Below are 14,244 nucleotides of genomic sequence, written 5' to 3'. Positions count from 1 at the left end.
CGCTCAGACCAATGCCTCCAGCAGGTCGGCGGCGCGCGCGACGCTGTCGGCGGGCTTGGTCATCCGCGCGGCGACCTCGCGGGCCCTCGCGACGCATTGCGGATCCAGCACGCGGCGCAGGTCCGCGACCAACGTGTCCAGCGTGGATTCCGAAAAGGCCCGTCCCGCACCGGCTTCCAGCCGGGTGACGCCGTCGGCCCACATCGGCTGGTCGAGCCAGAGCCACAGGATCAGCGTGGGCACTCCGGCCCGCAGGCCCGCGGCGGTGACACCCGCGCCGCCGTGATGAACGACCGCGCGGCAGACCGGAAAGACGGCCGCGTGGTTCACCGCGTCGACAACCTTCACGTGGTCGTAAGCCGGCACGTCGCCGACGTCGTTGGGGCCGCCGCAGATCAGCGCCCGCTCGCCGAGCTGCGTGCAGGCCGCGGCGAGCACGGCGACGGTCTCGGCAGGGGAGCCCAGCGGCGTGCTGCCGAATCCGAAGTAGATCGGCGGTGTGCCGTCGGCCATCCAGGACAGGACGTCGTCGTCGGCGTCGGCGGGCAGCTCCAGCGTCAGCGCGCCGACGGACGGCCGCGGCTCACCCGGTTCCGCCCACTGCGCGGCCGGGCCGGGCAGGCAAAGCTCGTCGTAGGCCTGGATCTGCAGCGGGGGCGAGGCGCCGGATTCCGCCGGCAGACCAAGGGCCGCGCGTTGGGCGTCGTCGGTCTGCTTGGTGATGCCCGCGTAAAGAGCCCCCGACGCCCACAACCGTTCCGGGAAGAAGTGCAGCACCGCCAGCGGAATCCCTTGGCGCTCGGCCACATTGGCGGCCAGTCCGCGCTCGTTGAAGCCCGCAACCAGCAGGTCGGCGCCGTCGGCCAGGCTCGCCAGCGTGGCGGTCTTGTCCGCCTTGACGCGGCTGACCCGTTCGGTGACCTCGGTGAGCGCGCTGACCAGATTCCGGCGTCCGGTCGACACGCCGGTCACCACATCCGCGGCCGGATTCATCTCTTCCCGCGAGTCCGGTCCGTAGGCGACCGCGGCCAGGCCCGCCGACTCGACGAAGCCAACCATGTTGGGCGGTACCGCCATGCACACGTCGTGACCGCGCCTCAGCAGCTCGCGGCCGACGGCGGCGCACGGCTCGACGTCGCCGCGGCTCCCGTAGGCGGCGAGCACGACCCTCATCGACGACACCCTCCCCGTGACAGCACCCTCTGCGAAGTCAACAGCTTAGTGAGCAACGCGTAGGTGGGGTGCGGCGGCAAGAGCCGCGGTCACGGGCCGAAGCGCTAGGCGCTACATCTGCGCCCAGACGATCTTGTCCTGCAGGTAGATCTCGATGCCGGCCTTGCCCGATTCGTGGCCCCAGCCGGACTGCTTGTAGCCGCCGAAGGGCATGGAGTGGTCGTACTGCATCTGGCAGTTCAACCCCACGGTTCCGGCCTTGAGTCGCTTGGCGATGCGGTGCGCGCGGCCGAGGTCCTTGGTCCAGGCGGTGGCGGCCAGCCCATAGGTGCTGTTGTTGGCCAGCGCGACGGCCTCGTCCTCGTCGTCGAACGGCAGGATGGTGACGACCGGCCCGAAGATCTCCTCCTGGAACAGCCGGCTCGAGTCGGGGTCGACGTTGGTGGCCACCGTGGGATGGACGAAATAACCCTTGCGGTCCAGGCGGTGGCCTCCGGCGACGAACTCGGCGCCGTCGGACTTGCCCTGCTCGAGGTAGCCCAGCACGCGGGTGAGCTGCTTCTGGCTGATCAACGGGCCGCTCATGGCGCCCTCTTCCTGCGGGCCGCCGAGCTTGAGCGTGTTCGCGATCCCGGCAATCCCTTCCACCACTTGCTCGTACACGCCGCGCTGCGCGAAGATGCGCGACCCGCACACGCAGGCCTGTCCGGAGTGCACGAAGGCGCCGAACGCCGCCAGGGTCATGGCCTTGCGCAGGCTGGCGTCGTCGAAGATCAGCACGGGGGACTTGCCGCCGAGTTCCAGCGTCACCTTCTTCAGGTTGCTGTCGCCCGCCGCGTGCACGATCGCCCGGCCGACCTCCGTCGAACCGGTGAACGCGACCTTCTCGACGTCGGGGTGTGCGGTGATGGCCGCGCCGACGGTGTGGCCGTACCCGTTCACCAAGTTGACGACGCCGTCGGGCACCCCGGCCTCGGCCAGGATTCTCATCAGCACCAAAGCCGTAAGTGGCGTCTCCTCAGCGGGTTTGACGACGCTGCTGCACCCCGCGGCCAGCGACGGCGCGAGCTTGGCGCAGAAGTTGAACACCGGGCCGTTCCACGGGAAGATCAGCCCCACCACACCGTAGGGCTCCCGCAACGTGTAGGCGTGCATGTGCGAGTCGATGCCGGTGAGGCCGCCGGTGTTCACGTCGCGGGCGATGCCGTCGATCTTGGTGCACCAGCCCGCGTAGTAGCGGAACCACTCGCCGCCGACCTTGACCTGCATCCGCGCCTGAGCCGGATACATTCCGGCGTTGAGCATTTCGAGTTCGGCGAGCAGTTCGGCGTTCTCGTCGATCAGGTCGGCGACCCGCCACAGCACCTTCGCGCGGTCGTAGTCCGGCACACCCGACCACACCCCGGACTCGGCAGACGCCTTTGCGCGGGCGACCGCGTCGTTGACGGCGTCGATTCCGCAGTCGGTGAACTCGGTGATCTGCTCCTCGGTGGAGGGGTTGATGACCGGGATCACGTCACCGGTACCGGGCCGTTCCCGCACCTCGTCGAGCACCGACTGCACCGTCATGGCATCTCCTTTTCACCCCGAATCCGAGGCCGAAGTTACGCGCTTAACCTGGCGGTGTCTACAGCCCTCGGCGCCGAGCCGACGGGAGGACGCAGATCCTGCCCTTATCCTCTGTGGAGTGGCCGAACCTTCCGTCGCTGAGCTGCGCAGACGCCTGGACGGCCTGACGATCCGTGACGCGGCTCGCCTCGCTAGGCGCCTGAAGAACCTGCGCGGCGCGAAGCCCGACAGGCTGGCACATCTCACCGAGCAGATCGAGCGCGCCGAGGCCCTCGTGGCCACCCGACGGGCCGCCGTTCCGGCGGCGATCGCCTACCCCGACCTGCCGATCAGCGCGCGGCGGCAGGAGATCGCCGACGCGGTGCGCGCGCACCAAGTGATCGTCGTCGCCGGCGAAACCGGTTCGGGAAAGACCACGCAGCTGCCGAAGATCTGCCTCGACCGCGACCTTGGACAGGGCCGGGGCGTCCGCGGGATGATCGGGCACACCCAACCGCGGCGGCTGGCGGCACGGACAGTCGCCCAGCGCATCGCCGACGAGGTGCACAGCCCGCTCGGCGATGCCGTCGGCTACGCGGTCCGGTTCACCGATCAGGTCTCCGACCGCACCCTGGTCAAGCTGATGACCGACGGCATTCTGCTCGCCGAGATCCAGCGCGACCGGCGGCTGCTGCGCTATGACACCCTGATCCTCGACGAGGCCCACGAGCGCAGCCTGAACGTCGACTTCCTGCTCGGGTACCTGCGCGAGTTGCTGCCGCGTCGGCCCGAGCTGAAGCTGATCATCACGTCGGCGACGATCGAACCGCAGCGCTTCGCCGCGCACTTCGGCGGGGCTCCGGTGATCGAGGTGTCCGGACGGACCTATCCGGTGGAGGTTCGATACCGACCGTTGGAGATGCCGGTTTTACCTGGCGCCGAGGAGGATCCGGACGACCCCGACCACGAGATCGTGCGCACCCAGACCCGCGACGAGGTCGAGGCGATCGTCGACGCGATCCACGAGCTGGCAGCGGAACCGCCCGGCGACGTCCTGGTGTTCCTCTCCGGCGAACGCGAAATCCGCGACACCGCTGAAGCTCTGGCTGATCTGAAACACACCGAAGTGCTTCCGCTGTACGCCCGGCTGCCGACCGCCGAGCAGCACAAGGTGTTCGCCCCGCACACCGGTCGCCGCGTCGTGCTTTCGACCAACGTCGCCGAGACGTCGTTGACCGTGCCCGGGATCCGCTATGTCGTGGACCCGGGCAACGCCCGGATTTCGCGCTACAGCCGCAGGCTGAAGGTGCAGCGGTTGCCGATCGAACCGATCTCGCAGGCGTCGGCCGCCCAGCGCGCCGGCCGCTGCGGCCGGGTGGCGCCCGGCGTGTGCATCCGCCTGTACTCCGAGCAGGACTTCGCCGCGCGCCCGCGCTATACCGAACCGGAGATACTGCGGACCAACCTCGCCTCGGTGCTCCTGCAGATGGCGGCGCTGCAGCTCGGCGACATCGAGAACTTCGGCTTCCTCGACCCGCCGGACCGGCGCAGCGTGCGCGACGGCGTGCAGCTGCTGGTCGAGCTCGGCGCATTCGATCCGCACGGCGCGATCACCGACCTCGGCCGCCGCCTCGCGCGGCTGCCCGTCGACCCGAGGCTGGGCCGCATGATCCTGCAGGCCGACACCGAGGGATGCGTGGGGGAGATGCTGGTGCTGGCGGCGGCCCTGACGATCCCCGACCCGCGGGAGCGGCCCACCGATCGCGAAGAGGCCGCCCGCCAGAAGCACGCCCGCTTCGCCGACGAACACTCTGACTTCATGTCCTACCTGAACCTCTGGCGCTACCTGCGTCAGCAGCGGAAGGAACTGTCCGGCAACGCTTTCCGGCGGATGTGCCGCAACGAGTTCCTGCACTACCTGCGCATCCGCGAGTGGCAGGACCTGGTCGGGCAGCTGCGCAGCATCGCCCGCGACCTGGGGATTGCCGAAAGCCGGTCCGACGACCCGGCCCGCATCCACGCCGCGCTGCTCGCCGGGTTGCTCTCCCATGTCGGCATGCGCAGGGAGGATTCGCGCGAGTATCTGGGCGCGCGGAACTCGCGGTTTGTCCTCGCCCCGGGCTCGGTGCTCACCAAACGCCCGCCGCGCTGGGTGGTCGTGGCGGAACTGGTCGAGACCAGCCGGCTGTACGGGCGCACCGCCGCCCGCACCCAGCCCGACGTCGTCGAACGCGTCGCGGGCGACCTCGTGCAGCGCACGCACAGCGAGCCGCACTGGGACGCCGGGCGCGGCGAGGTGCTGGCCTACGAGCGGGTGACCCTGTACGGCCTGCCGCTGGTTGCGCGCCGACGCGTGGGCTACGCGGGGGTCGACGCCGCCGGGGCGCGCGAATTGTTCATCCGGCACGCGTTGGTGGAGGGCGACTGGCAGACCCGCCACCACTTTTTCCGCGACAATGCGCGGCTGCGGGCGGAGGTCGAGGAGCTCGAGGAGCGCGCCCGTCGTCGCGACCTGCTGGTCGGCGACGACGACATCTACGCCTGGTATGACGCCCGCGTCCCCGCCGACGTCGTCTCCGCGCGGCACTTCGACGCGTGGTGGAAGAGGCAGCGGCACCGCACGCCGGACCTGCTGACGTTCACCCGCGACGACCTGCTGCGCACCGCGCCCACCGCCGACGCCGATCGCCCGGACACGTGGGATGCGCGCGCCGCCGCGCTGCCGCTGACCTACCGGTTCGAACCCGGCGCGACCGACGACGGCGTCACCGTGCACGTGCCGGTCGACGTGCTCGCCCGGCTCGACGGTGACGAATTCGCCTGGCAGGTACCGGCGTTGCGCGAAGAGCTGGTGACCGCGCTCATCCGTTCGCTGCCGAAGGAGTTGCGCCGCAACTTCGTTCCGGCCCCCGACACCGCGCGTGCGGTGCTGGCCGGCCTGGACCCGTCCCGCGGCCCGCTGCTGGAGAGCCTGCGGCGCGAATTGCGCCGCCGCACGGGCGTCGTGGTGCCGGTCGACGCCTTCGATCTGGACAAGCTGCCGCCGCACCTGCGGGTGACGTTCACCGTCGAGACCCCGGAGGGCACCGAGGTCGCCCGCGGCAAGGACCTGCGGGCGCTGCAGCAGCGGATGGCCGGGCCGGCTCGGCGCGCGGTCGCCGACGCGGTCGGCGCTGACCTGGAACGCGACGACCTGCGCACCTGGCCCGACGACCTCGACGAACTGCCGCAGGTGGTCGAGCGCGCCGTGGCCGGGCGCGCCGTGCGCGGATATCCCGCGTTTGTCGAAACGGTTTCAGCCGCGGGTCCGACCGTCGAGGTGCGCGTGCTCGCCACGCCCGCCGAGCAGGCCGCGGCGCTGGGGCCGGGCCTGCGCCGGCTGCTCCGGCTCAGCGTGGCTTCACCGGTCAAAGCCGTTGAACGCCAGCTGGATCCGCGCGATCGTCTGGCGCTGAGCGCGAACCCCGATGGCTCCCTGGCGGCGTTGCTCGACGACTGCGCCGATGCCGCCGTGGACGCCCTGGCGCCCGAGCCGGTGTGGACGCGCGACGGGTTTGCCGCGCTGCGCGACCGCGTGGCGGCCGCGCTCGTGTCGACCACCGTGGACATCGTGCGCCGCGTCGAGCGGGTGCTGGCCGCCGCGCAGGAGGTGGCGCTGCTGCTCCCCGCCCAGGCGCCACCCGCGCAACTCGACGCGATCGCCGACGTCCGCGCTCAGCTGGAGCGACTGCTGCCGCCCGGGTTCGTCGCCGCCACCGGGCGCGCGCAACTCGCCGACCTGGCCCGCTACCTGACCGCGATCGGCCGCCGCCTTGACCGGCTGCCCCACGCGATCGAGGGGGACCGCGAGCGGATGCGGCGCGTGCACGTCGTGCAGGCCGCCTACGACGAGTTGGTCCGCGAACTGTCCGGCCAACGGGCGGCGGCCGCCGACGTGCGCGACATCGCCAGGCAAATCGAAGAGCTTCGGGTCAGCCTGTGGGCCCAGCAGCTCGGCACGCCGCGGCCGGTGAGCGAACAGCGGATAAACCGGGCGATCGACGCCGTGCGCGACAGTTTCTGACCTCGTCAGAATTTCAGGTACACACGTACAATAAAATCGTTGCGGGATCGGTACCAAGCGGCTAATTTGGACGCGGGGGAGATCCGCGTCACACCGATCGGGCTCGGTGAGCGGAGCAGATCCCCGGCACAGGCCACGGCGACAGGCGCGTGTGGCTGAGGGAAAGGGAACGGCTTCGGTGTCAGAATCACGCCCGGTCACGCGACGATTGAACCTAGTGCCCGCACACGGCCAGCGTCGCGCGGTGGCCGCCGAGGAACGCGCTTGGGTATCCCAGGCGCTTTGCAAGACAACGGATCCCGACCAACTCTTCGTCAAAGGCGCCGCGCAGCGTAAGGCCGCGGCGATGTGCCGCCAATGCCCGGTGGTGCAGCAGTGCGCGGCGGACGCGCTGGACAACAACGTCGAGTACGGCGTCTGGGGTGGCATGACCGAACGTCAGCGTCGCGCGCTGCTCAAGCAGCACCCCAACGTCGACTCGTGGGCGGACTTCTTCACCGGGCGCGGCAGCCGCTTCGTCGGCTAAGCGTCTGGTTCTTCCGGCCGCTCCTCATTACGCTGCCGTTACGAAACGCGATGCGCGGCGACGTAGCGCGCGAAATAAGTTGTAGCGCAGGGTATTTCGGAAGGCGTCAGCCAACCCGTTTCAACGTGTAGTGGGCGACCACCCGGTTGGGGTCCGCCGCGAGGCGGTCCACCTCCTGGCGGATGGGCTCGACGGCGCCGCCGAACGCGCCCGGGCATCCGTCGGGGCAGGAGACCTCCCACCACGAGTCGGTCTGGTGTGGCGGCCAGGCGGCCAGCTGCCCGCCCCGCGGGTGATACCCGATCTGGGTCGCGTGCTTGACGAGATTGCCCAGGTGATGTTGCCCGGGGCAGAAGATCGAGACGTTGATTTCGGTCATGGCCGCTATTGTGCGCTGGCCGATCGGCGTTGCTCATCACGCCCACCTCACCGCGCCCGCCGGTCTACAGTTCGAGGCGATGCGTCGTACCTGGACCTGGACTTTCGACCTGCCACCGGATGAGCTGTGGCCAGTGTTGGCCGATACCAACCGCTTCAACGAGGCGGTCGGGTTGCCGGCGTACACGCTGGACGAGACACCCCAACCCAACGGGACGGTCGTGCGCCGCGGCAAGGCCAAGGCTGCGGGCTTCGCGTTGGAGTGGGAGGAGAAGCCGTACGAATGGGTCTGGGGCAAGCACATCCGCCAGACGCGCGTCTTCAGCAAGGGGCCCTTCCGCCGCTTCGGCCCGGTCATCGACCTCAAGCCGGACGGCAAGGGGGGTACCCACGTCAGCTACGCACTCGAATGGGAGCCGCTCAACGTGGTCGGGCGCGTATTCGGCCCGAGGCTTGCCGCCCAGGCCGGCGAGAACGTGGACAAGCGTCTCCAGGAGGCCGTCGCGTACCTGCGCGGTGAGCACGCCACCGGCCGCCCGACGCCGTTCGTGTTGCCGGAGCCGATGCTGCCCCCCGGCGCCCGCGAGCGGGCCGCGGCGATGTCGCGCGATATCGACCGGAGCCCCTACGGCAACGGACTCGGGGCTCGGCTGGCCGACCTTGTCCTGCAAGGCATGTCGGCCGACCTCAGCCGATTGCGGCCCAAGGTGCTGGCGAGCGGGCTAGGCGTACCGCCCCGCGGCGCGACCGAAGCGTGCCTGGCCGCCGTGAAGTCGGGACTGCTCGGCATGAAATGGGATCTGCTCTGCCCGAACTGCCGCGGGTCCAAGGCCAGCGTCTCGACGCTGTCCGAACTGCCCCACGGCGCGCACTGCTCGTCGTGCAACATCGACTACGACCGCGACTTCGAGCGCAACGTGGAACTGACTTTCGCGCCGGCCCCCGCGGTACGCCCGTTGCCCGGCGGCGACTTCTGCCTGTCGGGTCCCATGGCGACACGGCATGTCGTCGTGCAGGCGCTGCTCGCCCCGGGGGAGCGGCGCGATGTCGACGTCGACCTACCCGCGGGGTCGTACCGGCTGCGCACGCTGCACCCCGGCGGATCCGTCGACGTCGAGCACGACGGCGGGCCGTTCCCGGGCCTGCGCATCACCGCCTCGGGCGTCGGGCTCCTCGATGCCGCCGACCGGGGGAGCGTGACGTTCGTCAACGACGCCGGTTTCGAACTGGCCGCCCTCATCGAGGAGCGGACCTGGGCGCGCGACACGCTGACAGCCCCGGAAGTGATTTCGCTGCAGGCCTTTCGCGATCTGTTCGCCGAGGCGACGCTGCGGCCGGGCGATGACGCCGGTGTGAGCCAGGTGGCGCTGCTGTTCACCGACCTGCGGGGGTCGACGGAACTCTACGAACGGGTCGGTGACGCCACCGCCTACAACCTGGTGCGTGAACATTTCACGCTGCTCGCCGCGATCGTGCGCGATCATGACGGCGCGGTGGTCAAGACGATCGGTGACGCGGTGATGGCCTCGTTCACCGATCCGGCTCAGGCGGTGCGCGCGGCGCTCGCCATGCAGGCCGGCATCACCGCGGCGGGCCGTGACGGCCGCGAACTCGCGCTGAAGGTGGGTGTCCATGCGGGCCCGAGCGTGGTCGTGACACTCAACGACCGACTCGACTACTTCGGTTCGACGGTCAACATGGCCGCGCGACTGCAGGGCCAGAGCGCGGGCCACGACATCGTGCTGTCCCACGCCGTGGCCGACGATCCCGCGGTGGCCGAAGCGCTGTCGGCCGTGCCGCAACGGCGGGAGACCGTCGCGCTCAAGGGCTTCGCCGCACCCGTCGGATTCGTGCGGTTGCTGAGCGATGCTGCGCACAGCGCGCCGTGATGGAAGTATCGCGGAGGTGGCCAACAAAAAACCGCAGACGATCTCCTACCCGGCGGCAGATGCCCGCCCGCGCCGTCACGACGCTGACCCGCTAGATCCCCACGTCATCGTGCTGTTCGGCGCGACGGGGGACCTGGCGAAACGCAAGCTCTTGCCCGGCCTGGCCTACCTGGACCAATCCGAGCTCGCGCCGGACATTCAGGTCATCGCGACCTCGCTGGAAGACTTCACCGACGACGAGTTCCGGGACCTCGCCAAGAAGGCGATCGACTCCTTCGCCACCCACAAGCTCACGCAAGAACAGTGGGAAGACTTCGCCAGGATCGTCACGTACGTCCCGCAGGGCGCAGGGCCCGAGGCGCTCGCCGACGCGGTCGCCCGCGCCGAGGAGAAGCTCGGTTCGGACGTGCGGCGCCTGCACTACCTCTCGGTTCCCCCGAAGGCCGCCCGCGACGTCATCAGCATGCTGCGCGACGCCGGACTCGTCGAGCGCTCGCGGGTGGTGATGGAAAAGCCGTTCGGCACCGACCTGGCCAGCGCGGTGGCGCTCAACGACTTCGTGCACGAAACCTTCGAGGAATCGCAGATTTTCCGCATTGACCATTTTTTGGGCAAGGAGGCCGCACAGAACATCCTGGCGTTCCGCTTCGCCAACGGCCTGTTCGAGCCGATCTGGAACCGCAACTTCATCGACCACATCCAGATCGACATCCCCGAAACCCTCGGCCTCGACGAGCGGGCGAACTTCTACGAAAACACCGGCGCCTTCAAGGACATGGTGGTGACGCACCTGTTTCAGGTAATGGCGTTCGTGGTGATGGAACCGCCGACGGCGCTGGAGCCGTACGCCATCAGCGAAGAGAAGAACAAGGTGTTCCGGTCGATGCTGCCGATCAAGACGTCCAACGTCGTTCGGGGCCAGTACGCCGGGTACCGCAAAGAAAAGGGCGTGGCCAAGGACTCCGACACCGAGACGTTCATCGCGCTCAAGGTCGGCATCGACAACTGGCGCTGGGCCGGCGTGCCGATCTACCTGCGGACCGGCAAGAAGATGGCCGAGGGCATCCGCATCATCTCCATCGCCTTCAAAGAGGCGCCGCGGACCATGTTCCCGCCGGGGTCGGGGGTAGGGACGCAGGGTCCCGATCACCTCACCTTCGATCTCGCCGACAATTCCAAGGTTTCGCTCTCGTTCTACGGCAAGCGGCCCGGCCCCGGCATGAAGCTCGACAAGCTGTCCATGCAGTTCTCCTCGCAGGAGGTGGATACCGTGGTCGACGTGCTCGAGGCCTACGAACGGCTGATCCTGGACGCGATGCGCGGCGACCACACACTGTTCACCACCGCCGAGGGCATCGAATCGTTGTGGGAGCGCTCGCAGGACCTGATCGACGATCCGCCGCCGGCCAAGATGTACCAGCCGGGCACCTGGGGCCCCAACGCCATTCACCAGTTGATCGCGCCTAACGCGTGGCGGCTGCCGTTCGAACGGGAATGGCGCGAGTCCAAGCGTTAGGTAGCGCGAGCAGTCCCCCGCAAGCGGGAGGTGCCCCCAGCAAAAGTCCCCATTTTCGTGCCGAAAAGAGGACTTTTGCGTCTGCTCGGCAGCGGGCCGGTGTGGAATTCCCGCCGCCGGGTAACCGGTGCGGATGGCGACCGCCGGCCTGCTGCAGGAACTGTTGTGGGCCTACGGGCCGTGCGGGCAGGAAGTTGCGGTGCGCGAAATATGCGCCCGCGAACTTCGGCCGGTCGTCGATGACCTGTGGACCGACGACGCCGGCAACCTGATCGGCTACGTCGCCGCCACGGACAACGGGCCGGACCACGGCGGCCACCGTTGGAAGCCGACGACGGGACCCGGTCACGCCACGCGCGTCGTCGCGCACCTGGACGAGCTGTCCATGCTCGTCAAACGGATCGGCGACGACGGCACATTGCACCTGACGCAACTGGGGACGATGTACCCGGGGAACTTCGGCCTGGGCCCGGTCGCCGTGCTCGGCGACCGCGAGACGTTCACCGCGGTGCTCACGCTCGGCTCCGAGCACACCACCAAGGAGAGCCGGCGCATCTGGGAGACCAAGCCCGATCAGGGCGACCGGTCCCTCGACTGGCAACACGTTTACGTCTTCACCGGCCGTAGCCCCGACCAGCTGGCCGGAGCGGGGGTGCACGCCGGCACCCGGGTCTGCGTCGACCGCAGCAAGAGAACGCTGGTCGACGTCGGCGACTACGTCGGCTCCTACTTCCTCGACGACCGCGCCGCGGTAACCGCCCTGTTGCGCGCGGCGCGCCTGCTGCGCGACAGCGGCCGACGGCCGGCCGAAGACGTGTATCTGGTGTTCTCCACCAACGAGGAGATCGGCGGCGTCGGCGGCTCGTACGCCAGCGCCACCTTGCCCGGCACGCTGACGCTGGCGTTGGAGGTCGGCCCCACCGAGCGCGAATACGCCACCACCGTGGCCGGCGGCCCGATCGTCGGCTACAGCGACGCCATGTGCGTGTACGACAAGGACGTCGCGGACCGGCTGATGCAGATCGCCACCGAGCGCGGGCTGGCGCCCCAGCCGGCGGCGCTCGGCGCCTTCAAATCCGACGCCTCCCACGCCAAGGCCAACGGCCTGACGGCGCGCGCGGGCCTGCTGTGTCTGCCCACGCTGAGCACCCACGGGTTCGAAGTCATCGCCCGCACCGCGGTCGACGCCATGGCCTGCGTCGTCGTCGACTTCCTGCTACAGCCGCATGCTCAGGAGGGGATGTAGTCGAACTTGTCCGGGTTGGGTCCGGTGCGCCCGCCCTCGCCGCGGTCCAGGCCGGTGATGGCCGCCATGTCGGCCTCGCTGAGGTCGAAGTCGAAGATCTCGTAGTTCGACGTCATCCGCTCGGGATGCACCGACTTCGGGAACACGATGTCGCCGCGCTGAATGTGCCACCGCAGCACCACCTGCGCGGGCGACTTGTTCAGCGAATCCGCGATCCGCACGATCACGTCGTCGTCGAGGACCTTGCCCTGCGCGATCGGCGACCACGCCTCGGTGGCGATCCCGTGGGCGCGGTCGTAGTCGCGCACCTGGTCGTTGGCCAGGTAGGGGTGCACCTCGATCTGGTTGACTGCGGGCACCGTCTGCGAACCCTCGGCGAGTTGATCCAGATGCGCCGGTTGGAAATTCGAGACGCCGATGCTGCGGGCGCGCCCGTCGCGGGCGAATTCCTCCAGCGTGTTCCACGTCGAGACGAAGTCACCGTCGTAGAGCGTCGGCAGCGGCCAGTGGATCAGGAAGAGGTCGACGTGGTCCGAGCCCAGCGCGGACAGCGTCGCGTCGAACGCGCGGCGCGCGTCGTCGGGCCGGTGGAACCCGTTGTTGAGCTTGCTCGTGATGAACACGTCGCCGCGGTCGAGCCCGGCCGCACGAATGCCCTCTCCCACCTCTTTCTCGTTGCCGTACATCTGCGCGGTGTCGATGTGGCGATAGCCCACCTCGAGGGCGGAACGCACCGCGTCGGCGGTCTGGGCCGGCTTGATCTGAAAGACGCCGAACCCCAGCTGCGGGATGGCGTTGCCGTCGTTGAGCGTGATGGACGGGACAGTGCTCACTGCGCCTCCTGGTTGATCGGGTGGTTGCGGGTTGGGTGCCCACTTCGGGCGCTAACCCAACACCGGTGCCTCAAGTCAATTCGGCGCTGAGGAAGGTGATCGCGTCGCGGTACTCCCGCATGAGCTCGTGATCGGGCACCTCGAAGCCGTAGTGAGCGAAGAGCTGTTCGCTGGGGTATCGGGTGACCGTCCACCCGTTCGCCTCCAGTTGATCGGCGGCTGGGGTGCGGTTACCGCGCCACACCAGTTCGGCCACGTCGATGTCCAGCCCGTGCTTGCGCCATCGGGCGCGCATGGCCTGGGCGCGCTCGTCGGTGAACACGCCCATGTTGGTGATGTTCTCGGTGGCGAGCCGGCTGCCCGGTGCGCTGAGCGCGGTGATGTTGTCCAGCAGCCGGTCCTGGGCTTCCGGCGGGAGGTAGGGGAGCAGGCCCTCGGCGATCCAGGCGGTGGGCGTGGTGGCGTCAAAGAGGTTGTCGCGCAAGGCCGCGGGCCAATCGTCGCGCAGATCGACGCCGACGGCGCGGCGTTCGGTGGTGGGTTCGGCGCCGATCTGGGTCAGCGTGACGCTCTTGAAGGTGATGACCTCGGGCTGGTCGACCTCGAAGACCACGGTGTCCACCGGCCAGGACAGCCGATAGGCCCGCGCGTCGAGTCCGGCGGCGAGGATGACCGCCTGACGAATTCCGGTTTCGGTCGCCGCGGCGAAGAAGTCGTCGAAAAACCTGGTCCGGACCGTCATCTGCTCGCACCGCTGCCGCAGGCTGAACATCACTTGAGTGCCGTCACCGTCGCCGTCGTCGGCGTCCTCCGGAATCTCCCCGTCCAGCATCCGCAAGAAGAAGGGGTGCCCGACGGCGCGCACCAGCGGCTCCGCGAAGCGATCGTCGAGCAGCGCATCCGGCCCGCGGGAAGCCAGCGCCCGGGACGCGGCCACCATGGTCGCGGTCGCTCCTACGCTGGACGCGAGGTCCCACGTGTCGCCCTCGCTGCGCGCCGAACCATCTGCCGACATAGGTCCCTCCTCTGGGTAGTTAGCCAGTTTAACTGCGGCCGGATGTAATCATTTGGG

Annotated in this window: 10 protein-coding genes; 5 read left to right on the top strand and 5 right to left on the bottom strand. The window is 69.2% G+C overall.

Features of this window, described 5'->3' with window-relative positions; genetic code table 11:
- Positions 1-3: 3 nt before the first annotated feature.
- Both AC5Y5V_RS10790 and AC5Y5V_RS10785 read right to left on the bottom strand, forming a co-directional pair.
- Positions 4-1,173, bottom strand: coding sequence for a glycosyltransferase (locus AC5Y5V_RS10790; RefSeq protein ID WP_499933973.1), 1,170 nt, complete (start codon positions 1,171-1,173; stop codon positions 4-6).
- A 111-nt stretch (positions 1,174-1,284) separates the two neighbouring features.
- A complete protein-coding gene (locus AC5Y5V_RS10785) occupies positions 1,285-2,742 on the bottom strand; it encodes an aldehyde dehydrogenase family protein (RefSeq protein ID WP_499933969.1) in 1,458 nt (485 codons plus the stop codon).
- 118 nt (positions 2,743-2,860) lie between these two features.
- On the opposite strand from AC5Y5V_RS10785, the gene hrpA reads away from it, so the two are divergent.
- Both hrpA and AC5Y5V_RS10775 read left to right on the top strand, forming a co-directional pair.
- Positions 2,861-6,784: an ATP-dependent RNA helicase HrpA gene (gene hrpA, locus AC5Y5V_RS10780; protein WP_499933966.1), complete on the top strand. Its 3,924-nt coding sequence runs from the start codon at positions 2,861-2,863 to the stop codon at positions 6,782-6,784.
- 178 nt (positions 6,785-6,962) lie between these two features.
- The gene (locus tag AC5Y5V_RS10775; RefSeq protein ID WP_499933961.1) at positions 6,963-7,310 is read left to right on the top strand and encodes a WhiB family transcriptional regulator; all 348 of its coding nucleotides are present in this window, start codon (positions 6,963-6,965) and stop codon (positions 7,308-7,310) included.
- A gap of 106 nt (positions 7,311-7,416) precedes the next feature.
- Here AC5Y5V_RS10775 and AC5Y5V_RS10770 read toward each other — a convergent pair whose 3' ends face one another.
- Complete coding sequence (locus AC5Y5V_RS10770; RefSeq protein WP_499933958.1) at positions 7,417-7,689, bottom strand: hypothetical protein; 273 nt, start codon at positions 7,687-7,689, stop codon at positions 7,417-7,419.
- Here AC5Y5V_RS10770 and AC5Y5V_RS10765 point away from each other — a divergent pair.
- From AC5Y5V_RS10765 to AC5Y5V_RS10755, 3 genes are all read left to right on the top strand, one after another.
- Positions 7,688-9,577 (top strand): adenylate/guanylate cyclase domain-containing protein, encoded by a 1,890-nt coding sequence (locus tag AC5Y5V_RS10765; protein WP_499933955.1) that lies wholly within the window; start codon positions 7,688-7,690, stop codon positions 9,575-9,577. The two genes, AC5Y5V_RS10770 and AC5Y5V_RS10765, sit on opposite strands and share 2 nt — an antisense overlap.
- 16 nt (positions 9,578-9,593) lie before the next feature.
- Positions 9,594-11,093 (top strand): glucose-6-phosphate dehydrogenase, encoded by a 1,500-nt coding sequence (zwf, locus tag AC5Y5V_RS10760; RefSeq protein WP_499933953.1) that lies wholly within the window; start codon positions 9,594-9,596, stop codon positions 11,091-11,093.
- Positions 11,094-11,226: 133 nt separating this feature from the next.
- On the top strand, positions 11,227-12,339 hold the full coding sequence (locus tag AC5Y5V_RS10755) for a peptidase M42 (protein WP_499933950.1): 1,113 nt from the start codon (positions 11,227-11,229) through the stop codon (positions 12,337-12,339).
- Here AC5Y5V_RS10755 and AC5Y5V_RS10750 read toward each other — a convergent pair.
- Both AC5Y5V_RS10750 and AC5Y5V_RS10745 read right to left on the bottom strand, forming a co-directional pair.
- Positions 12,324-13,172, bottom strand: a complete 849-nt coding sequence (locus AC5Y5V_RS10750) for an aldo/keto reductase (protein ID WP_499933946.1) — start codon at positions 13,170-13,172, stop codon at positions 12,324-12,326. The two genes, AC5Y5V_RS10755 and AC5Y5V_RS10750, sit on opposite strands and share 16 nt — an antisense overlap.
- Positions 13,173-13,242: 70 nt before the next feature.
- Positions 13,243-14,187, bottom strand: a complete 945-nt coding sequence (locus AC5Y5V_RS10745; RefSeq protein ID WP_499933943.1) for a class I SAM-dependent methyltransferase — start codon at positions 14,185-14,187, stop codon at positions 13,243-13,245.
- Between the last annotated feature and the right edge of the window lie 57 nt (positions 14,188-14,244).

The sequence above is a fragment of the Mycobacterium sp. NGS68 genome (genome assembly GCF_059812195.1).
The sequence above is the reverse complement of the archived record's forward strand: the minus strand, read 5'-3'. Positions and strand labels throughout refer to the sequence as shown.

Coding starts and splice junctions, on each gene's coding strand:
- AC5Y5V_RS10770 (WP_499933958.1), bottom strand. CDS start 7,689: ATGACCGAAATCAACGTCTCGATCTTCTGCCCCGGGCAACATCACCTG.
- AC5Y5V_RS10745 (WP_499933943.1), bottom strand. CDS start 14,187: ATGTCGGCAGATGGTTCGGCGCGCAGCGAGGGCGACACGTGGGACCTC.
- AC5Y5V_RS10765 (WP_499933955.1), top strand. CDS start 7,688: ATGGCCGCTATTGTGCGCTGGCCGATCGGCGTTGCTCATCACGCCCAC.
- AC5Y5V_RS10755 (WP_499933950.1), top strand. CDS start 11,227: ATGGCGACCGCCGGCCTGCTGCAGGAACTGTTGTGGGCCTACGGGCCG.
- AC5Y5V_RS10785 (WP_499933969.1), bottom strand. CDS start 2,742: ATGACGGTGCAGTCGGTGCTCGACGAGGTGCGGGAACGGCCCGGTACC.
- AC5Y5V_RS10790 (WP_499933973.1), bottom strand. CDS start 1,173: ATGAGGGTCGTGCTCGCCGCCTACGGGAGCCGCGGCGACGTCGAGCCG.